The following is an 18,478-nucleotide window of genomic DNA, read 5'->3' as shown; positions in this document are numbered from 1 at the left end:
TTGTCTACAAAAGACGCAAAAACTTTCTTCTATATTAATAGAAGAAATATTGACAGTAAATTAATAGAATTACATAAAAGCGAGAGGTTTTACTAATGAATCACAAAGATATTAAATCATATTTAGAGTTTTACCCCTCTGCGACAAATCAAGAAATCGCAATACATTTGAATAAAAGTGTTGAAAATGTAAAAGTTATGATTTATAGGTTGAAAAAAGCAGGGGTTATCACAACTGAAAATATTGACGGAAAAAGGTATATCACCGTCAACTGGGAAGTTCACGGTAATGTACCTAAAAAAGAAAATGTAGATATTCATATGAAAGAGGGTTTAAAGAGGCTAGCTGATAAAATTTTAGATACTGTAGAACATGAAAGCAGAACTGATTATATTTTAGAAGCAGGTAGACTGTTTATAAAAATCTATGACAGACTATAGGAGGTTTTATGCAAGAGTTAAGTGTAAAAGATACTGATAATTTTATTGTTGAAAATGGAATGGGTCATTTTCCAGCTTATGCTAAATTAAAAAAAGAAGCATTAGACTTGTCTCAGAACTTGAAAAATATAGTTGTTACAGAAGATACTATAAAAACTAACAAAAAGTTAGTTGCAGCAACAAGAAAAGCAACAGACCTTTTAAACAAAAGGTTAATTGAATTTAAAAAGGACTTGTTAATACCTTACGAACAAGTAAAAGGACAAGTTGACGAGATCGTATCTATTGTAAAAGAAGCTGAAGATACAGTAAGAAGTCAGACAAGAGAATTTGAAGAACTAGAAAGATACGATAAAAACAATAACATAAACATTATTTTTAACAAAAGATTAAAACATTACAAGATGTTAGTTAAATACGAAATATCTTACTCAAGATTATTTGAAAGTAGATATTTAAATAAAACAATGTCTATAAATAAGGTTGAAGATGATCTTGTAGAAAAAATGGAAAGAATTGAACAAGATTTAAATCTTATTGACAAACATGATGATAGAAACACTTTATTTATACATTATTTAAACAATTTAAATATAACCGAAGCTTTTTCTAAATTAGAGAAAGAAAAAGAGATTGTAAAAGCTATCAAAGAAGATAATAATAGTAATACAAAAACATATAAAATAGAAGTATTCACAGAGGCGCATTATCAGCTCTTGAAAATGTACTGTGAAAAAATAAATATAAAATTTAAATAAGAGAGGTATAAAAATATGGAAATTTTAAAAGATTTATTACTAGTAGATGTTGAAAGATTAAACGAAGGTAAAAAGATAAGATTTACTTTCTTAAATGAAGAAGCCGGGGAAACGTATGAAGTCTTATTCAATAAACAAGTTTACAACAAGACTTTGGAAGAATTTGAAGATAGTCAGGAACAAACTGAGAAAGTTGAAAACTGGTGTAATGAATATTTTGGTGTTGATTCTAATTCGCTTGGCTCAGTTATCGGTGAGGTTAGAAAAGATGTGTATAGATACGATAATTTCTGCTCACTTTGGGAATCTAATTACAAGACTTACGCAAAATTTGACTTAGAAGATGTAGGTATGATGATTCAAGTGCCTTGTAAAGAAGTTATCGACGATAATATCGCTGTAAGGATTATTTTTGAATACGAAGGTGAAGAATATGAATCAAAAATGACTTACGCTAAATATCTTGACTCGATGAAAAAATGGTATCCTAATCCGATTGAAAAACAAAAGAGATACGATCAATTCTTTAAAAAATTTGGTATTCATATTGATAATAAAGAAGAATTAATTGGTAAAAACTTAACAGTCGAGGTGAAAAAGGCTGGTAAAAATCATACTTGGGCAGAGGTCAAAGCCTTTATGAAAAAGAAAAAATAGAGTATAGGGGAAAAAATTCCCCTACAAGTTAAGGAGAAAGTATGCAAGACTTATTATTTTACGATGTAGAAGTTTTTAAAGAGGACGCTTTAGTTGTTTTTAAAGATATAGATAAAAAAGTTATTAAAATTTTTCACAATGATTTTACAGGACTTAGCGATTTAATAGAAGATAAAATTTTAGTAGGTTATAATAATTACTGGTATGACGATAAGATTTTAACATACATGTTAGATTTAAGAGATGTATATCAAATAAAAAAACTTAATGATGATATTATTAACGGTGAAACTTATATGAAAGTAAGTTCTGATATTAATTCACTTGACTGTTTTCAACAAATAGATGTAGCCAGACCCTCTTTAAAGAAAATAGAGGGCAATATGGGGCTTAAAATTAAAGAAAGTGATATTGACTTTAACATTGATAGAAAACTAAACGATGAAGAAGTAAAAGAAGTTATAGAATATTGTTCATACGATGTAGACGTGACTATAGATATTTATAAAATACGTATTAAATCTTACTTTGAAACTAAACAAGAGTTATTGAAAATGTGTAAATCTAAAGCGTCGATAAGATGGAATACAACAACACTATCTGCTAACGCACTATTAGATAGACCGCTGGCGAAATGGTATGACATTAGGCTTAAAAAGAATAATGAAGATTTTGAAGATTTATTATCAATAGTCGACCCTGATGTTGTTGAAATGTGGAGAAGTAAAGATAAGGGGAAAGTTGTAGTTGAAGCATTTGATAATATTATCGAATTTGGTTTTGGTGGTCTGCATGGCGTCCATAAATCTATAAAAAAAGTAGAAAATGTAAAACTTTTAGATGTAGCGTCAATGTACCCTAATATAATACTAAATATCAACGCATTAGGTCCTTATACTGAAAAATATAAAGAGATACTAGATAAACGTATAGCTGTTAAACATAGCGATAAAGTTCTATCAGATACTTTAAAACTTATATTAAATTCAGTGTACGGAAACTTAAAGAATGAATATTCATCTTTATATAACCCCAAAGCAGCACTTTCAGTATGTATATACGGTCAGATAGCCCTGTACAGACTCTGTGAAATGTTATCACCCTACTGTACAATAATTAACATTAACACCGATGGTGTAGCCTTTACTACAGACAATAACGAATATAAAAAAGTTTGGAAACTTTGGGAGAAAGAATTTAATTTAACGTTAGAAGAAGATACTTTTGATATGTTTATTCAAAAAGATGTAAATAATTATATAGGTGTTAAAGACGGTAAACTTAAATGTAAGGGCGGAGATGTTAACAGATACCATTTTGACGCTATATTTAAAAACAACAACGCTAGAATATTAGACATAGCTCTAGTTAATAAATTAGTTTACGATAAAGAAGTTTTAGATACCTTGCTTGAGAACTTAGACAAGCCTAAACTATACCAATACGTGCTACAAGCCGGTTCTACATATCTAGGAACCTTTGATAAGGAAGATAACAAATATCAAAAAATAAACAGGGTATTCGCTTCTAAAGATGGAGATTTTGCTTTATTTAAGAAAAGAAAGGACGGAGGTCTGGTTAAGTTTGCTGACGCTCCTGAAAAAATGACGCTGTGGAATGACGACTGTAAGGATTTTAAAGGAGAAATAGATATAAACCACTATTATCAAATAGTGCAAAAAAAACTAGAAAGGTGGGTGTAGAATGTATGTAGAATTTTTACCTAACCAAAAACATGCGAAAAAAGGTGCTGATATATCAGATAGTCATGATCATTTTAAAGACGCAGGCTATATATTGAATGAAAATGAAGTGGTTGTAGATATTGACAGCTTGGATAAAGAAGTTATTAAAAAACTAATTAATACATTTGATATTAAGACTCAAATAGTCTGGACTACGAGAGGTGCTCACCTATATTTTAAAAGACCAGATAGCTTTAAAAGAGCTAAAGGAATTTGCGCATTAGGTTTTGAAGTAGAATTTAAAACATCACGCAACACTTACGCTGTAACGATTAAACAAAAAGGTGAACTTAGACAGATAGAAAATGAGGGTATTAGGGAAGACTTACCTTTGATATTTTCAATGAATAAGAAGTTTTTAAATCTAAACGGATACGCTGAGGGAGATGGTCGTAATCAATCTCTATTTACTCAAAGAGCAATGTTGGCTCAGTGTAAGGGTTGGAAGTCTATACTTAGATTTATAAACTACAATATATTTTCAGAACCTATGAAAGATGATGAACTTGAAACCATATTAAGAGAGGGTGTCACTTTTGACAGCAATGAAGTTACTGAAATTCAAATGGCTGAGCTTATAAAGAACAAATATAAGATAGTGCAGTTTAACAATGCTATCTACTATAGATATAGAGGTGATTATAAAAAAGATGAAGAACTGCTTAAAAGAATTATAAAAAATGAGTGCGGCTCACAGAAAACCTATTTTTACAAAGAAGTAAGAAGTCAGTTAGATTATATGACTGATATTATTCCTGGAGATAAAATACATGTTGTGAAATTTAAAAACGGTATTTTAAAAGACGGTAAGTTTATAGAGATAGACTACGTAGACTTTACGCCTTACTCCATACCAATCAAATATAATCCGAACGCTAAATCAGTCAAAGAGATAGACGATTATTTGAAACATCTGACAGATGATGACAAAGATTATAGAAAACTAGTTCTTGAAATCATAGCTCATGCTTTGATTACAGACCCTGAATTTAAAAGACTATTAGCAATGTTTTCAATATTCGTCGGAGATGGTGGTAATGGTAAAGGTACCTTATTAACAATAATAAGACGCATTCTAGGTGCTGAAAATACATCTGGTCTATCTATCAAGAACCTAGCTGATGAACGTTATATAGTCACTTTAAAGGGTATTTTAGCTAATCTAGGAGATGATATACAAGACGCACCTATAAACAACGAACAAATGAAAGTCTTGAAGAATATATCATCTTGCGACTTTGTAGCAGTACGTGAGCTTTTTAAACAAAGTGAGAATACTGTATTCACTACTACACTGATATTTACATCAAACCATATATTAAAAACATTTGAAAAAGGGGAATCATATAAAAGACGTGTTCAGTGGTTACCTATGTACGGTAAACCTAAAAAGAAAGACCCTCATTTTATAACAAAGTTAACTACAGATGATGCTTTAGAATACTGGATAATGATTATTATAGAAGCTTACAAAAGATTGTATAGTCAAGGTCACTTTACTAAATCAGAACGTGTAACAAAATGGAATGAAGAATATCACGAAGAGAATAACTCGACAATTCAGTTTCTAAGTGGATATACAAAACAAGATATCTTAGGTAAGAAACCACCTGAAATATACACACAATTTGAAACATGGGTTGAAGAAAACGGAGTTCATAAATCAAGTGCTAAATTATTAAAAGATACTATCTGTGCTATATATGATGTACAGGTTAAATTAAAGAAAATAAATAAAAAACCAGTCAGAGTTTATACAGAAATAGAAGAATAATTAAAAAAGGTAACTTTTTTAAAATTTAAGTTACGTTTAAGTTACCCATTTTTTTAATTTTATTTTAACTAATATATATTATATATTAATAATTTGTATTCCTTGATGTATAAAGGTTATAACCTTTATATAATAAATAATAATTATATAATATTTGTTAAAAGGTAACAAGGTAACAAAGGTAACATTGATTAAAAGTATTTGAGTAAAATTAGTACTTTCTTGCTTTAAAGTAGTAATTTACTATATATAGATTTGAGATGACATGTTACCTGTACCTAGATTCAAACAAACCTAGTTGTATCAAGGGTTTGAGAGGGTAACTAAATTAAAAAAGGTAACATGTTACCTATTAAATCTGTTGGATATTAGTTGAATATTATCAGAAGTGTGAAGATTTTAGAAAAAAGGTAATTAATATAATGAAAATACAAGTAAATAAAAAAAATGTAGGTTTAAGAATTAAGCAAATAAGATTGAATAAGGGATATATTTTTAAAGATTTCGGAAAATTGTTCGGAGCTAGTGATAGTAGTGTTATAGGTTGGGAAAACGGTCGTTCATTACCCAACAAAGAAAGAATAAAAGCAATAGCTAAATTTGCTGATATTACAGTAAACGAACTACTGTACGGCAGTGTTGAGTACAAATGTATCTGTAAAACGTGGAGACCTACAAGTGAATATATAGATTATATTATGAAAAATTAAAGGAGAATAACAATGACAAATAAAATAATAGTATATACAACAGTACCTTGCGTAAACTGCAGCACAACAAAAGAGATGATGAAATTTCATGAGATAAAATTTGAAGAAGTAGCAACGCATAATCTAGATAACAGTGACGATGTGATAGATATGCTGCGTGAAAAAGGATTTACACAGTTTCCAGTAATCAGCGTTAATGATTGGGAAGATTCATGGTGTGGATTTCAGCCGGATAGAATAGAAAATTATAGCGGTAAATATAATGAATAAAAATCTTGAAACAAACGTATTATTACATGTAATTTTATTTATTGCTTGGTGTGTTGTTTTGTATTACTTATGTATTACACATCTTGAAAAAATAGAATACATGAAAGAAAACAACGTTTTACAAAGTGAAGTAAAAAGGTTAGAAGATAAGAATAAAAAACTCAGTATGGAGCTTGAGCTTTACGATAGGGGTTTGTATAAGAGGGAAGTTTGATGGGTAACGATAATAAGTGAGAGGAGAAATCTTATTGAAATATTCGTGGGAAGCAACTAATTATTATTTAAATAATTTTGAGAGAATAAGGGAGGAATTGAATTTATTTTTAGTTACTAGCAATACCTTTGAAGATCTGGACGAAAATATAGGCGTTGTTAGAACTAAAATGAAGAATAGTACAGAACAAGCTTTGTTAAGAAAATTGAATTATGGCTGGTATATTAGAAGAAAACACGCTGTAAATTGCGTCAAGCAACTTTTTAAAGAAATGGACGATGAAATCAAAGAAGTTATGATATGTAGATATTTAAAAAGGGAATCGATAGTACGTATTAGTCAAATGATACACAGGAGTGAATCTAGTGTAGAGAAGATGATTTACAGACAGAAACAAATTTTATACAAAAAATTAAATTCAACACAAGTTTACGGAAATTACGGAAAAAAAGGTGGTAATATGATATTATAAGCGTAGCGAAGTTAATCTCTTAGATTATATCGCACAGAAGAGAGTGTAACAACTCTCTTTTTATTATGAAAAAAAGGAGTGGTGGAAAATTGAATGAAAGACAAAGACGTTTTGCTGATGAGCACATCATCTCAGGAAATGTTTACCAGTCGGCAATAAAGGCTGGTTATAGTGAAAGATACGCTAAAACGGATGCTCATAAAATACGAGAAAATCCTAGTGTAAAATCGTATATAGATAAACGCTTAGAAGGACTTAAAAAAACTACTATAGCGACTCAATCAGAAGTACTAGAAGGTCTAACTGCTATTTTTAGACAAGAAACTACAGAAGAAGTTAAACAACTTAGTCCTTTAACGGGGCAGGTAGTAGAATATGAAAAGAAACCATCTATTACAGAAGTAATAACAGCTGGAAAAGAATTATTGAAAAGATTTCCTATTATACCGATAGAAAAGCAACTTGAGAAATATGAACTTGAATTAGAGAAACTAAGAATAGAAGTGGGAGCAAATGTAGAAGGTGAAGAAGAAATAACAGGTTTCATTTTTGATAGGAGTGAATATAATGAGTAAGTTTAATCTTGCTAAATTAGTTAATCCTACATTTGATTCTGTTTTATTTTCTGAAAAGAGCCATCTTATATTAAAAGGTGGTCGTGGTTCTACTAAATCATCTGTAATATCAATTAAGCTAGTTAATGACTTTCTAAATGATAAGTTGAGTAATGTAGTTGTACTAAGAAAAGTAGGTAAGTATTTACGTACATCAGTATATGAACAAATTAAGTGGGCTATATATGAAATGAAAGTAGCTAATCAGTTTACTTTTGGTTCTTCACCATTAAAAATAACTCACAAAAAAACAGGAACTGCTTTCTATTTTTATGGTGTAGATGACCCTATGAAACTAAAATCACAAAAGATTGCTAAAGGATATGTCACGCATGTTTGGTTTGAGGAATTAACAGAGTTTGCAGGGAGAGAAGATATTGACGTTGTAGAAGATACGTTTATACGTCAAGAATTACCAGGAAATAAACAGGTTAAAGTTTACTTTTCGTATAACCCACCAAGAAACCCATATGAATGGATTAACGAATGGGTAGAAGAAAAGATATTAGACCCAGCTTACTTTATACATCATAGTACATATCTTGATGATAAACTAGGTTTTTTATCTAAACAAATGAAAGCAAAGATAGAGAGATACAAAGAAAATGATATTGATTATTATAACTGGATGTACTTAGGAGAAGTAGTAGGTCTAGGTACTAACGTTTATAATATTAATACGTTCAAAAGATTAGATGGATTACCTACAGATGATAAAATTTACGGTATTTCTTTTGCACTTGATACAGGACATCAACAATCAGCAACTGCTTGCGGAGCTTATGCTATTACTGTCAAAGGTAAAGTTATATTATTAGATACTTTTTACTATAGTCCAGTAGGTAAATCGGTTAAGAAAGCACCATCTGAACTGACTGTAATGATTCATGAGTTTATAGAAGCGGTAATTGATAAGTATAAAGTGCCTGTATTAAGAAGAACTATTGATAGTGCAGAGGGTGCTTTAAGGAATCAGTACTATCACGATTATAGTATTAGGTGGAATCCGGTAGCAAAAAAGAAAAATCAAACTATGATTGACATGGTTGTATCTTTACTAGCAAGTGGTAGATTTTATTATTTGGACAATGAAAACAACAAGATATTTGTACATGAACATAAAATTTATAGATATGATGAAGACACACTGAACACACCAGAACCCAAAGTAATAAAAGAAGATGATCATTGTTGTGACTTTATGAAATACTTCTGTCTAGATAACTCTAAAATATTAGGTTTATCATAGTGAAATCAATGACCACAACTAGATATTGTGTTATAATGTTTAGTAGGAGGTAGATTATGGAAGTAAGATATATAGATGGTTACGCAATGGTAGATGGTTACAAATTTAGAAGAGATACTAAAACTGGTTATTACTTATCTACAAAAAAGATTTTTGGTTTTAGACCAAGGTTGCATGTTTATATGTGGATAAAACATAACGGAGAGATACCAAAAGGTTATCAGATACACCATAAAGATGAAAATAAAGATAATAATGAAATTGATAATCTAATGTGTATGACTAAAAAGAAACATTTAGAGTGGCACGGGGCCAATATTCCTGATAATAGGTTAGAGAAAATCAAAAAGAATTTAGATAACATTAGAATTAAAGCTAGTGAATGGCATAAATCAGAAGAAGGAAGAAAATGGCATAGTGAACACGCTAAAAGGTTAAACCTAGGTAAAATGGGAGCTACAAAAATGAATTGTGAATATTGTGGTAAAAGTTTTACGTCAGGTAAAAAACATGGTAAGTATTGTTCCCCTAATTGTCGTTCTAATCATAGGAGAGTTAGTGAGATAGATAACGAAAAAAGAATATGTTGTATATGCAATAGTGAGTATATGGTAAATAAATATAGTAAATCTAAAACTTGTAATAGAGTTTGTAGTTTTAAATTATCTAGCATAACTAGAAAGAACGCTGAATAAGTGTTCTTTTTTTTATTGGGCTTATAACATAGGAGAATTAACAAATGAACTTAATAGATAGAATTAAGAATTTTTTTAATAGGAGTAAATATAGAATGACAACTTCTAGTTTAAATAGTATTCTTGATCACAGTAAGATAAACTTATCGGATCAAGAATACAATAGAATAAAAAGTAACCTTGATTATTACAAATCATCTTTTGATGATGTTGTGTATACAAACACTCAAGGTGATAGCAAGAAAAGAAAACTAAATCACTTGCCATTAGCAAGAACAGCTTGTAAGAAAATAGCTTCACTTGTCTACAATGAGAATGCCGAAATTATTTTAGATGATGAGATAGCTAACGAATTTGTGAACGATGTCTTGTATAAAGATAGTTTTAATAGAAACTTTGAGAGGTATTTAGAGAGTGCTTTAGCTTTAGGTGGTCTTGCGATGAGGCCCTATGTTGAAGATGACACAATTAAAGTGGCATTCATTCAAGCACCAGTATTTTTACCACTTAAATCTAATACTCAAGAGATAGAAGAAGCTGCTATTGTTACGAAAACAACAGTAACAGATAATGGAAAAACTAAATATTATACTTTGCTAGAATTTCACGAGAGAACAGAAACAGGGTTTGTTATTAGCAATGAATTATATGTATCTGAAACATCTTCTATGATCGGTAATAGGGTACCTGTGACAGACTTATATCCCGATCTACAAGACGTTGTAACTCTTTCTGGTATGTCTAGACCCTTGTTTACATACTTAAAGACACCGGGTATGAATAATAAGGATATTAATTCACCCTTAGGACTTTCTATCTTTGATAATGCTAAGACAACCATAGACTTTATCAATAGAACTTACGATGAGTTTCTTTGGGAAATTAAGATGGGTCAGCGTAGGGTGGCAGTGCCTGAATCTCTAACAGATATTAAAGTACAAAATGAAAATGGAAATATGACATTTAAACGAAGATTTGACCCGGAACAGAATGTATTTGTCCAGTTTGACATGGGAGGAATGGACGATGGTAAGATTGTAGACTTAACTACTGCTATACGTGCTGATGATTACATCAAGTCTATTAATCAAGGTCTAGCCCTATTTGAAATGCAGATAGGGGTATCGGCTGGTATGTTTTCTTTTGATGGTAAATCTATGAAGACAGCGACTGAAATTGTTTCTGAAAACTCGGATACTTATCAAATGAGAAACTCTATCGTATCACTTGTTGAACATTCGATAAAAGAATTGGTTATCTCTATTTGTGAATTGGCTAAAGCTAGTGGTTTATATTCTGGTAATATACCTGACTTTGATACAATCTCAATAAATCTTGATGATGGTATTTTCACTGATAGGAACGCAGAACTTGACTACTGGACTAAGGCAGTAGCTAGCGGCTTAATCTCTAAAAAGTATGCTATCGCCAAGATATTAAACGTAACTGAAGATGAAGCTGAGGAAATGTATGAGGAAATCAACGAGGAAAGTCAGCCAGTACTAAGTGAAGAAGATTCAACCATTTATGAAGAAACTAGAGTAGGTAAATAATAATGAATCTTGTAAATAACGATGGGTTATATTATGTTAAATCTAAGCAAGTAGAGCAAATATATCAAGATTTATCTACTGAACTTATGTTTAATATGATAGCTAGGTTAGCTGAAAGGGGTAACGCAGACCTTGAGAGAAATCCTTACATTTGGCAACTTGAGAAGTTGAATGATATGCATTTGCTTACAGAGGAATCTGTTAAGATGATTTCAGAAAAGGCAGGTGTTGCCGAAGAAATATTTAGAGATGTAATTGAAAATGAAGGTTATAGAATATATAAAGATAGTCACGAACAACTGACAACAGCTTTAAAGTCAAATGCTTTACCTGACCCGCAAGTTCAAGCCTCTTTAAATGCTTTAGTTAATCAAACAATGTTTGAGGTAGATAATTTACTGAATATCACTTTACCTAAATCTATAAGACGTTCTTTTGAACAAGCTGTGTTAGGGTCAGTAGCCGGAGTAGTCACTGGTACTAAAACAGCTGAAAAAGCATTGTCAGAAGCTGTGCAAAAAGCTCATAAAAAAGGTTTTTATTCTTTTACTGACAAGGCAGGGAGAGAAAGAAGTGTAGAACCACATTTAAGAACTATAATCAAGACCACAACAAGGAGAACTGCTAGAGAATTAAGGGAAAAGTCAGCTGAAGATTTAGGAGTAGATACCTTTTACTATTCTATTAAAAGTTCAGCGAGAGCTTATTGTGCTCCTCTGCAACATCAGATAGTTTCTAAGGGTAAGGGCGGGACTTTCGATGGTGTAAAGGTGTACGCATTATCTGATTATGGATACGGAAAACCTGAGGGCTGCCAAGGTATTAACTGCGATCATTATATGACACCTTTTGTATTAGGTATGAATTATAAACCTGATTTACCTGATCATCTTAAGAATATAGATGAAAAAAAAGCTATAGAAAACGCCAAAGCAGAAGCCAAACAAAGAGCCTTTGAAAGAGAGATAAGGAAATCTAAGGAACTTATAGAGATAGCTAAGATAGTAAATGATAAGGAGCTTGAACAAAAGCATAAGTTAAGACTTAAGACACTTAGAAGTGGTCTTAAACAGCATATAGAAAAGCACCCGTTTCTTTATAGGGATACTAGTAGGGAGAGGGGAAGTAAGAAGCACTTAACAAAAACAAATAAATCTGCTAAAATTAAAGAAAATAAGAATGGAAGGCAGTTACAAGTGTTACGATTAGAAGCGAAAAACATAGGTAAAAAGATAGATATAACAGACGAAGCAATTAGTAAAGTACCATTAGTAAAAATACCTGGGTTTAATGAACAGGATAGTAAGAATCTACAATCGCATCATAAAGAATTATTAAGTATAGCTAAAAGTAAAAATAATAGTAATGAGGTATCGGGAGTATACAATTTAACTTCTTTTAGTGGTGTAAAATATAGTTATGGTAATAGAAAAAATGTCGATTTTAATTCTGATGTAAAAGTCTTATTAAATGCTAGCCCTCAATCTTCGCTTGTTGTTATACATAATCATCCAGGACAATCTAATTTTTCACTAACAGATATAAAATTCTTCTTTACAACACCTAGTGTAAAAACACTTACTGTCGTTACTAATAAAGGTGGGGTAAAGTATATTAGTAAGAATACTGACTATAATATAGGGAATTCAATGATTATTCTTGAAAAATATAGAGAAGGTATCGAAAAAGCCAAAACAGATAAAGAGTTAAATAGATTAGTTGAAAAATATTTAAAAGATGTTATAATTAACGATAAAGGCATAGATGTAAAAATAAGGTAAAGAGGAGTGGTAAAAATGGAAAAAGTATACACTTTAGATAAAAAGATGTCCAAAAAAGAGATAAAAGAATTTATGAATTTTGTTTCTATCACTGCTGATGAAACTAGAAAAAAAAATAAGGGTGTTAATAACAATCAAAGTTCAGTTTCAAAGAAGAAACGTTTTAAAATTATAGAAACACCAGATATTGCGATACTTTAAACACTTAACATCAGTTAGGTGTTTTTATTATGTTTGAAAAGGAGAACGGTATGAAAAACATAAATTTAAATATCAAACCACGCTATCCGGAAACGGTAACTAAAGATAGTTCAATATTATCTGAGGGTTATTCAGTAAAAATAGGAGGTGTGGATATGGAAGATGTTGAAAAGGTCAAATCAATTAAATTAGAAATGATCGCAGGAAAAAGACCAAAACTCACTATAGAAATGTATCCAAGACAGATAGATATTGATTCTATAGTGAGTTCATTAGATATTATAGAAGTTAATGAATAAACCTTAGATTATATTCGTAAAAATATTCAAATTCAGCTGATATTGAACCGTTAGCTATTAGATGTTCAGCGGTATCTTTAAAATCCTGTTGGTCGTAGTCAGGAAGTGCAAAATCGTGAGCTTGACCTTTAGGAACAGAACGCTTTGATTCATCTAAAATTAGTTGAGCAATTTCAGGATTATACATAATATCACCACCTTTTTATAAATTGTGTATGTGAGTAAATTATAACATATAACAAGGAGTAATCCATGGACTGGATTCAAACATATTTTCAATACAAAACAATAACATTGATTATAGAAATTCTTATATGCATTATAGGAGTAGTTTTATTAATTTTAAGTAATAGGAAATAAGAAATAAATAGTCGTCCTAGACATGACGTTAAAAGGTCTTTTTATTATACCTTTTTATCCGTGGTGGGTAATTAAAACGGAAGAAAAATACCTATATTAGGAGGAAATAGAATGAGTGAGAACATTCAAACACAAACAGACCAGTCTGTTAATACTGGAGGACAAGTAGAGCAACAAGAGAAGACATTCACTCAGGAACAAGTAAATGGTTTTGTTGCTAAGGAGGTTAAATCAGCACAAGAAAAATTTTTACGAGACCTAGGCATTGAAGATTTTGAAAGTGCTAAACAAGGTTTAGAACAATTCAAAGCTTATCAAGAATCACAAAAAAGTGAAGCTGAAAAGCAAAGTGAATTACTAAACAATACTACAAAAGAGTTAGAGCAAGAGAGAACTAGAACAAAATACCTAGAAGCTAGTTTATCTGCTTTAAAACAAGGAGTTAATACTGATTCAGTAGAAGATGTAATAGCTCTTGCTGAAAGATTAGTTACAGATGAAAAAGATATTAGCCTTGCAATTAGTGAAGTACTTGCTAAATATCCGCACTTTGGAACTATTCAAGAAGTAAAAAAGGAAGTTACACCAACGATCACAGTCGGTGGTAATCCGAATGGAAATGGGAGCAACCCAGTAACTGACCCATTCCAAAAAATTATAGACAGTTACAAGAGAAAATAATAAAGAAAAGAGGATATAAATATGTCAACAGCAAATCAAAATTTACCAGTAAGACAATATGCACCCCAGTACAAACAAATGCTTTCAACTGTATTTGATGTAACAAGTGCCTTTCAAGGTGTATTAGCACCTATTCAAGTCTTAGATGGTGTACAGGAGAACACAAAGGCTTTTTCTGTAAAAACTAACACAACACCAGTTGTGATCGGAACTTACAACACAGACAAGGATTCAGCAGGTTTTGGTAATGGTTCTAATACTAACCGTTTCGGAGCGAGAACGGAAGTTATCTATGGAAATACAGATGTAGATTATGACTACACTTTAGCTATTCACGAGGGATTCGATAGATACACAGTTAACAACGACTTAAACGCAGCAGTAGCTGACCGTTTAAAATTACAATCAGAGGCACAAACACGTTATATGTCTACGAAAATCGGTAAGTTCTTAGGTGATAATGCCGGAAAAACTGAGGCTCTGGCTGACTTGTCGGAAGAGAATGTAAGAGGCTTGTTTAACAAATTGTCTGCTTATGTAGTAAATACTGAAATTAATGCAGCTATGACAGTTTATTTACGTGCTGAATTATACAACGCTATTGTAGATATGACAGCTAACACTAGTGCTAAAGGATCTTCTGTGTCTTTAGATTCAAACGGTCTACTTAAATATAAAGGATTTACTTTAGTAGAAACAGCTGAACAATACTTCCCAACAGGAGTGGTAGCTTTTGTATGTGCACCATCAATCGTTATTCCATTTGTGGGTATCTCTACAGCTAGAACTGTAGAATCAGAAACTTTTGACGGACAAGCATTACAAGCAGCTGCGAAAGGTGGTACTTTTGTACTTGATGACAACAAGAAAGCTATTATCAAAGTAACAGCTACGCTTGCTTAGGAGGTAGTTTATGAAAAAGTATAAAGTAAATGTTGGATATGTTGATAAAGAAACTAGAGTTAATGTTAACGTTGGTGATATTGTTTCTTTATCTAACGAACGATACAAGGAAATCACTTCTGTTTTAGGTGAAGAAGCATTAACAGAAGTTAAAACAAAATCTAAAAAAGAGGATAGCAAGTAATTATCCTCTTTTTATTATGGAGGTAATTATGAAATATCTAACAAAAGAAGAATTTGAATATATGGGTTTTAGTGTAGATGAATTTACTAAATTATCTACAAAAGCTGAAACAACTATTGATATTTACACTAGATATGTTTATCATTCTGTATCTTTTGAAGATGAGATCCCTTTTAAAAAAGAAGCTGTTAAAAAAGCAGTTGCTTTTCAGATTGATTATTTAAATGAGAGTGGTATTTTAAGCGCTGATGATAAAGTTATAACTTCTTCTATGTCTATTGGTCGTACATCTGTTAATTATAGAAATGGTTATAGTGCAGATAGAAAAATATCACAGGCTTTGAATATGTCTTTGGACGCTATAAATATATTGAAAAGCGCTGGTTTTGGGACAGTGGAGGCGGTTTGCTATGATAGATAAACGATTATTGACTGACAGCGTTACTATTTCTCTTGCTGGTTCTAAGAATGAATGGGGAGAAGTTACATATCAAGATGAATTCGAATTATCGAATGTTAGGTTTGATAGAAGAATTGTCAGTAAAGATAATAAAACTACTAATATACATAATAGCTTTCGTGATAAGCCAGGTATAATCTTTATCTACCCAAAATTTACACCAGTCACTATTACTGATGAATGGCTTGACGCTATCGTTAAAGATGAATATTCAACTTACAGAGTGGTTGGTTATTCAGTTAACAAACTGTATGGCGATAAGGTTTTCTCGTATGAAGTGGAGGTGGTTTAGATGGAAATAAAAGTTAAAGTTGATGTTGATTTAAGTAGAATAGAGAAAGTATTTTCTCATGGAAACATCAAGAAGTCAAAGACGGCTCTAGCTAATCAAATTTTAAAGGACATGACACAATATGTACCTTTCAGAGGAGGAGATCTTCGAGCTGACGGTAGAGTCACTGATGGAGGTAGTTATATTAGGTATAGGATTGTATACGCTAGAGCACATTATTACGGTACGAACGGTATTGTAACTTTTAGTAAATATACAACACCCGGTACCGGAACTAACTGGCTTAACAAAACTTCTGGAAATATAGGTAAATGGGAAAATATTGTAGCGAAAGGTCTAGGTGTATAGATGGGGAATGATTTTTCAATAGTATTAGTTAGATATATTAATAGTTTTGACCTACCTTTACAGGTTAGGTTGGATTATTTCAACGATAATGAAGATGATTTAGTAGTTAACCCTATACCAGGAGGGAAAGTAGATAAACAGTATATGGACGGTACAAAAGAAGTTTCTTTACCTTTTGAAATTGCTGTTAAATCAAAATCTAGTGAATTTGCCAACGGGTTAATTTGGACTATTAATGACGCATTATCGCTTTTTGATTTGGAATTACCAAGTCAAAATAATTCATATATTTTTTTAAATTTAGAAGTGGAGAAGCCGGCTATCAACGGAAAGGATAGTCAAGGCTTTTTTGTTTATACGTTAGGGCTGACAGCCAAAATAGAAATAGAGGAGATTATATAAATGACAAGATTTAAAAACGTTAAAAGAATACACGAAGTAGGAGTATACGACCCTGAAAATCCAACAACAGAGCCAACAGAATGGTTGAAGTTAGCTAAATATATAGCGACTGTGTCTGACGAGTCAGATGAGGAAACAGAAGACGAGGCGTTTTATGACGGAGATGGTACGCCGGAAGAGGTAGTGTATTCTGTTTCTGCTGGATATGCTTTTGAGGGTCACTATGATTCAGAAATACCAGCTCAAAAACTGATTGCTGATATGAAATATGAGGTCGGAGATAAAAGACGATTATGGTTTAGAGTGACCACGGCAGATGGCAGATATACTTTTACTGAGGTGGCATCTGTCACAGGAATTAAAGCGGGTGATGGTGACGCTTCAGAATTTGAAGGTTTTGAAGCGACTATTAAGTGGATTAGAAAACCTAAAAAAGTAGAAGTTAAAAATAGACCGGTAGTGTAAAAGGAGGATAATAAATGGTAGTAATTAAAAAAGTAGAAAATAGTATTCCGATAGATTTTGGAGAGTTCGTATTGGAATTTAGTATTAGTGATGAAAGTATAAAAAGATTAGATGAAGCTAAGAAAAAATATGAAAATTCCAAATTACAAGATAACAGTAATTTAGATGAAGTTAGGGAGGTTTTAAAAGAAACTTGGATAACTTTATTTAGTCAGGAAGATTATGAAAAAGTCATTAAACTAGCTGGCGATTCTACTATCAACTTCTTTATTTATCTTGTGCAAACTATCCAAGGGATTCAAACTGAAATTGAAGTTAGAGGATCTCTAGAGAATATTCAAAGTTATATGTAATGTTAGATATTTCTAAAAAATTAAAAGATGAAGTAATTATTAAAGATGAGGTCTACAGGATAAATTTAGCCTTTGATAATGTCTTGAGAGTCTTAGATATATTTAATGATGACAGTAAATCTAATTATAGTAAGATTTTTATCGCATTAGGTTTTTTAACTGGGGTTAATTTAATGGATAGATTGACACTAATAGAAGCTATTGGGATTTATAATAAAATATTAGACGAGTATATTAAATTATCTTCTTTATCGGATTTTAATAATCTTGATTTAGAGGGAAATCCTATGCCTTTAAAAAAAGGAGAAAAACAAGAAAAGCGAGTATATAGTTTACGTTACGATGGCGACTATATATTCGCTTCTTTTTTACAAGCATATAATATCGATTTAATCGAACAGCAAGGTAAACTGCATTGGAAAAAGTTTAATGCTTTACTTGTAGGGCTTCCTAAAGATACTAAATTTATGCAAGTTTGCAAAATACGTTCGTGGAAACCCTCGAAAGGAGAAGATAGGACGTATAAGGAGCAAATGAGAAGACTACAGGAAGAGTATAGACTCCCTGATGAAGATTTTTAAAGAAAGGAGGAAAAAGA

At 31.3% G+C, this 18,478-nt stretch carries 26 protein-coding genes; 25 read left to right on the top strand and 1 reads right to left on the bottom strand.

All coding sequences use genetic code 11. The annotated features are described in order from the left end of the window. Positions 1–95 precede the first annotated feature (95 nt). The 15 genes from HZY82_RS00720 to HZY82_RS00650 all read left to right on the top strand — a co-directional run bounded on the left by HZY82_RS00720 (position 96) and on the right by HZY82_RS00650 (position 13,432). Positions 96–440 carry a phage replisome organizer N-terminal domain-containing protein gene (locus HZY82_RS00720; protein ID WP_135157281.1) on the top strand — a complete coding sequence of 115 codons (345 nt, stop codon included), beginning with the start codon at positions 96–98 and terminating at the stop codon, positions 438–440. Positions 441–448: 8 nt separating this feature from the next. Next, positions 449–1,198, top strand: coding sequence for a DUF1351 domain-containing protein (locus tag HZY82_RS00715; protein ID WP_135157279.1), 750 nt, complete (start codon positions 449–451; stop codon positions 1,196–1,198). A 15-nt stretch (positions 1,199–1,213) separates the two neighbouring features. Beyond that, a complete protein-coding gene (locus HZY82_RS00710) occupies positions 1,214–1,855 on the top strand; it encodes a lipocalin/fatty-acid binding family protein (protein ID WP_135157277.1) in 642 nt (213 codons plus the stop codon). A gap of 41 nt (positions 1,856–1,896) precedes the next feature. Next, on the top strand, positions 1,897–3,558 hold the full coding sequence (locus HZY82_RS00705; protein WP_135157275.1) for a hypothetical protein: 1,662 nt from the start codon (positions 1,897–1,899) through the stop codon (positions 3,556–3,558). A gap of 1 nt (position 3,559) precedes the next feature. Then, positions 3,560–5,374: a DNA primase family protein gene (locus HZY82_RS00700; protein ID WP_179938400.1), complete on the top strand. Its 1,815-nt coding sequence runs from the start codon at positions 3,560–3,562 to the stop codon at positions 5,372–5,374. A gap of 422 nt (positions 5,375–5,796) precedes the next feature. Further along, on the top strand, positions 5,797–6,084 hold the full coding sequence (locus HZY82_RS00695) for a helix-turn-helix domain-containing protein (protein ID WP_179938398.1): 288 nt from the start codon (positions 5,797–5,799) through the stop codon (positions 6,082–6,084). Between the two features lie 12 nt (positions 6,085–6,096). Beyond that, positions 6,097–6,354 carry a glutaredoxin domain-containing protein gene (locus HZY82_RS00690; RefSeq protein ID WP_135157269.1) on the top strand — a complete coding sequence of 86 codons (258 nt, stop codon included), beginning with the start codon at positions 6,097–6,099 and terminating at the stop codon, positions 6,352–6,354. A 248-nt stretch (positions 6,355–6,602) separates the two neighbouring features. After that, complete coding sequence (locus HZY82_RS00685) at positions 6,603–7,040, top strand: hypothetical protein (protein ID WP_179938396.1); 438 nt, start codon at positions 6,603–6,605, stop codon at positions 7,038–7,040. An 89-nt stretch (positions 7,041–7,129) separates the two neighbouring features. Continuing rightward, on the top strand, positions 7,130–7,615 hold the full coding sequence (locus tag HZY82_RS00680; protein ID WP_218925220.1) for a terminase small subunit: 486 nt from the start codon (positions 7,130–7,132) through the stop codon (positions 7,613–7,615). Then, the gene (locus HZY82_RS00675; RefSeq protein ID WP_179938392.1) at positions 7,608–8,903 is read left to right on the top strand and encodes a PBSX family phage terminase large subunit; all 1,296 of its coding nucleotides are present in this window, start codon (positions 7,608–7,610) and stop codon (positions 8,901–8,903) included. Before HZY82_RS00680 ends, HZY82_RS00675 begins: the two co-directional genes overlap by 8 nt. Before the next feature lie 56 nt (positions 8,904–8,959). Then, on the top strand, positions 8,960–9,598 hold the full coding sequence (locus HZY82_RS00670; protein WP_179938390.1) for an HNH endonuclease signature motif containing protein: 639 nt from the start codon (positions 8,960–8,962) through the stop codon (positions 9,596–9,598). A gap of 44 nt (positions 9,599–9,642) precedes the next feature. Continuing rightward, positions 9,643–11,151: a phage portal protein gene (locus tag HZY82_RS00665; RefSeq protein WP_179938388.1), complete on the top strand. Its 1,509-nt coding sequence runs from the start codon at positions 9,643–9,645 to the stop codon at positions 11,149–11,151. Positions 11,152–11,153: 2 nt separating this feature from the next. Then, positions 11,154–12,932 (top strand): phage minor capsid protein, encoded by a 1,779-nt coding sequence (locus HZY82_RS00660; protein WP_135157258.1) that lies wholly within the window; start codon positions 11,154–11,156, stop codon positions 12,930–12,932. 15 nt (positions 12,933–12,947) lie between these two features. Continuing rightward, complete coding sequence (locus HZY82_RS00655) at positions 12,948–13,133, top strand: hypothetical protein (RefSeq protein ID WP_135157256.1); 186 nt, start codon at positions 12,948–12,950, stop codon at positions 13,131–13,133. A gap of 50 nt (positions 13,134–13,183) precedes the next feature. Next, on the top strand, positions 13,184–13,432 hold the full coding sequence (locus tag HZY82_RS00650) for a hypothetical protein (protein ID WP_135157254.1): 249 nt from the start codon (positions 13,184–13,186) through the stop codon (positions 13,430–13,432). Here HZY82_RS00650 and HZY82_RS00645 read toward each other — a convergent pair. Then, entirely contained in the window at positions 13,422–13,619 is a 198-nt protein-coding gene (locus HZY82_RS00645; RefSeq protein WP_135157252.1) for a hypothetical protein, read from the bottom strand. The two genes, HZY82_RS00650 and HZY82_RS00645, sit on opposite strands and share 11 nt — an antisense overlap. A 284-nt stretch (positions 13,620–13,903) precedes the next feature. Here HZY82_RS00645 and HZY82_RS00640 point away from each other — a divergent pair, with 284 nt between their 5' ends. From HZY82_RS00640 to HZY82_RS00595, 10 genes are read left to right on the top strand one after another with little or no spacing between them, the layout of a single operon-like run. After that, the gene (locus HZY82_RS00640; RefSeq protein ID WP_179938386.1) at positions 13,904–14,473 is read left to right on the top strand and encodes a hypothetical protein; all 570 of its coding nucleotides are present in this window, start codon (positions 13,904–13,906) and stop codon (positions 14,471–14,473) included. A 21-nt stretch (positions 14,474–14,494) separates the two neighbouring features. Continuing rightward, a complete protein-coding gene (locus HZY82_RS00635) occupies positions 14,495–15,376 on the top strand; it encodes a phage capsid protein (protein ID WP_179938384.1) in 882 nt (293 codons plus the stop codon). 10 nt (positions 15,377–15,386) lie between these two features. Beyond that, positions 15,387–15,560, top strand: a complete 174-nt coding sequence (locus HZY82_RS00630; RefSeq protein WP_179938382.1) for a hypothetical protein — start codon at positions 15,387–15,389, stop codon at positions 15,558–15,560. Positions 15,561–15,588: 28 nt separating this feature from the next. After that, entirely contained in the window at positions 15,589–15,981 is a 393-nt protein-coding gene (locus tag HZY82_RS00625) for a head-tail connector protein (RefSeq protein WP_135157246.1), read from the top strand. Beyond that, positions 15,971–16,312, top strand: a complete 342-nt coding sequence (locus tag HZY82_RS00620) for a putative minor capsid protein (protein ID WP_179938380.1) — start codon at positions 15,971–15,973, stop codon at positions 16,310–16,312. Before HZY82_RS00625 ends, HZY82_RS00620 begins: the two co-directional genes overlap by 11 nt. Continuing rightward, on the top strand, positions 16,313–16,660 hold the full coding sequence (locus HZY82_RS00615) for a minor capsid protein (RefSeq protein WP_218925219.1): 348 nt from the start codon (positions 16,313–16,315) through the stop codon (positions 16,658–16,660). Continuing rightward, a complete protein-coding gene (locus tag HZY82_RS00610; RefSeq protein WP_135157242.1) occupies positions 16,661–17,062 on the top strand; it encodes a minor capsid protein in 402 nt (133 codons plus the stop codon). Continuing rightward, positions 17,063–17,527 (top strand): phage tail tube protein, encoded by a 465-nt coding sequence (locus tag HZY82_RS00605; protein ID WP_179938378.1) that lies wholly within the window; start codon positions 17,063–17,065, stop codon positions 17,525–17,527. A gap of 14 nt (positions 17,528–17,541) precedes the next feature. After that, positions 17,542–17,880, top strand: coding sequence for a hypothetical protein (locus HZY82_RS00600; RefSeq protein ID WP_179938376.1), 339 nt, complete (start codon positions 17,542–17,544; stop codon positions 17,878–17,880). Further along, positions 17,880–18,461, top strand: coding sequence for a Gp15 family bacteriophage protein (locus tag HZY82_RS00595; protein ID WP_135157236.1), 582 nt, complete (start codon positions 17,880–17,882; stop codon positions 18,459–18,461). Before HZY82_RS00600 ends, HZY82_RS00595 begins: the two co-directional genes overlap by 1 nt. Positions 18,462–18,478: the final 17 nt, after the last annotated feature.

The sequence above is a fragment of the Gemella sp. GL1 genome (assembly GCF_013415365.1).
In the GTDB taxonomy this organism is placed as follows: domain Bacteria; phylum Bacillota; class Bacilli; order Staphylococcales; family Gemellaceae; genus Gemelliphila.
This window is presented reverse-complemented; position numbering and strand designations above follow the sequence as displayed.

Excerpts from the sequence above, each read along its gene's own strand:
- HZY82_RS00720 (WP_135157281.1), top strand. The coding sequence starts at position 96 with ATGAATCACAAAGATATTAAATCATATTTAGAGTTTTACCCCTCTGCG.
- HZY82_RS00715 (WP_135157279.1), top strand. The coding sequence starts at position 449 with ATGCAAGAGTTAAGTGTAAAAGATACTGATAATTTTATTGTTGAAAAT.
- HZY82_RS00710 (WP_135157277.1), top strand. The coding sequence starts at position 1,214 with ATGGAAATTTTAAAAGATTTATTACTAGTAGATGTTGAAAGATTAAAC.
- HZY82_RS00705 (WP_135157275.1), top strand. The coding sequence starts at position 1,897 with ATGCAAGACTTATTATTTTACGATGTAGAAGTTTTTAAAGAGGACGCT.
- HZY82_RS00700 (WP_179938400.1), top strand. The coding sequence starts at position 3,560 with ATGTATGTAGAATTTTTACCTAACCAAAAACATGCGAAAAAAGGTGCT.
- HZY82_RS00695 (WP_179938398.1), top strand. The coding sequence starts at position 5,797 with ATGAAAATACAAGTAAATAAAAAAAATGTAGGTTTAAGAATTAAGCAA.
- HZY82_RS00690 (WP_135157269.1), top strand. The coding sequence starts at position 6,097 with ATGACAAATAAAATAATAGTATATACAACAGTACCTTGCGTAAACTGC.
- HZY82_RS00675 (WP_179938392.1), top strand. The coding sequence starts at position 7,608 with ATGAGTAAGTTTAATCTTGCTAAATTAGTTAATCCTACATTTGATTCT.
- HZY82_RS00670 (WP_179938390.1), top strand. The coding sequence starts at position 8,960 with ATGGAAGTAAGATATATAGATGGTTACGCAATGGTAGATGGTTACAAA.
- HZY82_RS00665 (WP_179938388.1), top strand. The coding sequence starts at position 9,643 with ATGAACTTAATAGATAGAATTAAGAATTTTTTTAATAGGAGTAAATAT.
- HZY82_RS00660 (WP_135157258.1), top strand. The coding sequence starts at position 11,154 with ATGAATCTTGTAAATAACGATGGGTTATATTATGTTAAATCTAAGCAA.
- HZY82_RS00655 (WP_135157256.1), top strand. The coding sequence starts at position 12,948 with ATGGAAAAAGTATACACTTTAGATAAAAAGATGTCCAAAAAAGAGATA.
- HZY82_RS00650 (WP_135157254.1), top strand. The coding sequence starts at position 13,184 with ATGAAAAACATAAATTTAAATATCAAACCACGCTATCCGGAAACGGTA.
- HZY82_RS00645 (WP_135157252.1), bottom strand. The coding sequence starts at position 13,619 with ATGTATAATCCTGAAATTGCTCAACTAATTTTAGATGAATCAAAGCGT.
- HZY82_RS00640 (WP_179938386.1), top strand. The coding sequence starts at position 13,904 with ATGAGTGAGAACATTCAAACACAAACAGACCAGTCTGTTAATACTGGA.
- HZY82_RS00635 (WP_179938384.1), top strand. The coding sequence starts at position 14,495 with ATGTCAACAGCAAATCAAAATTTACCAGTAAGACAATATGCACCCCAG.
- HZY82_RS00630 (WP_179938382.1), top strand. The coding sequence starts at position 15,387 with ATGAAAAAGTATAAAGTAAATGTTGGATATGTTGATAAAGAAACTAGA.
- HZY82_RS00625 (WP_135157246.1), top strand. The coding sequence starts at position 15,589 with ATGAAATATCTAACAAAAGAAGAATTTGAATATATGGGTTTTAGTGTA.
- HZY82_RS00620 (WP_179938380.1), top strand. The coding sequence starts at position 15,971 with ATGATAGATAAACGATTATTGACTGACAGCGTTACTATTTCTCTTGCT.
- HZY82_RS00615 (WP_218925219.1), top strand. The coding sequence starts at position 16,313 with ATGGAAATAAAAGTTAAAGTTGATGTTGATTTAAGTAGAATAGAGAAA.
- HZY82_RS00610 (WP_135157242.1), top strand. The coding sequence starts at position 16,661 with ATGGGGAATGATTTTTCAATAGTATTAGTTAGATATATTAATAGTTTT.
- HZY82_RS00605 (WP_179938378.1), top strand. The coding sequence starts at position 17,063 with ATGACAAGATTTAAAAACGTTAAAAGAATACACGAAGTAGGAGTATAC.
- HZY82_RS00600 (WP_179938376.1), top strand. The coding sequence starts at position 17,542 with ATGGTAGTAATTAAAAAAGTAGAAAATAGTATTCCGATAGATTTTGGA.
- HZY82_RS00595 (WP_135157236.1), top strand. The coding sequence starts at position 17,880 with ATGTTAGATATTTCTAAAAAATTAAAAGATGAAGTAATTATTAAAGAT.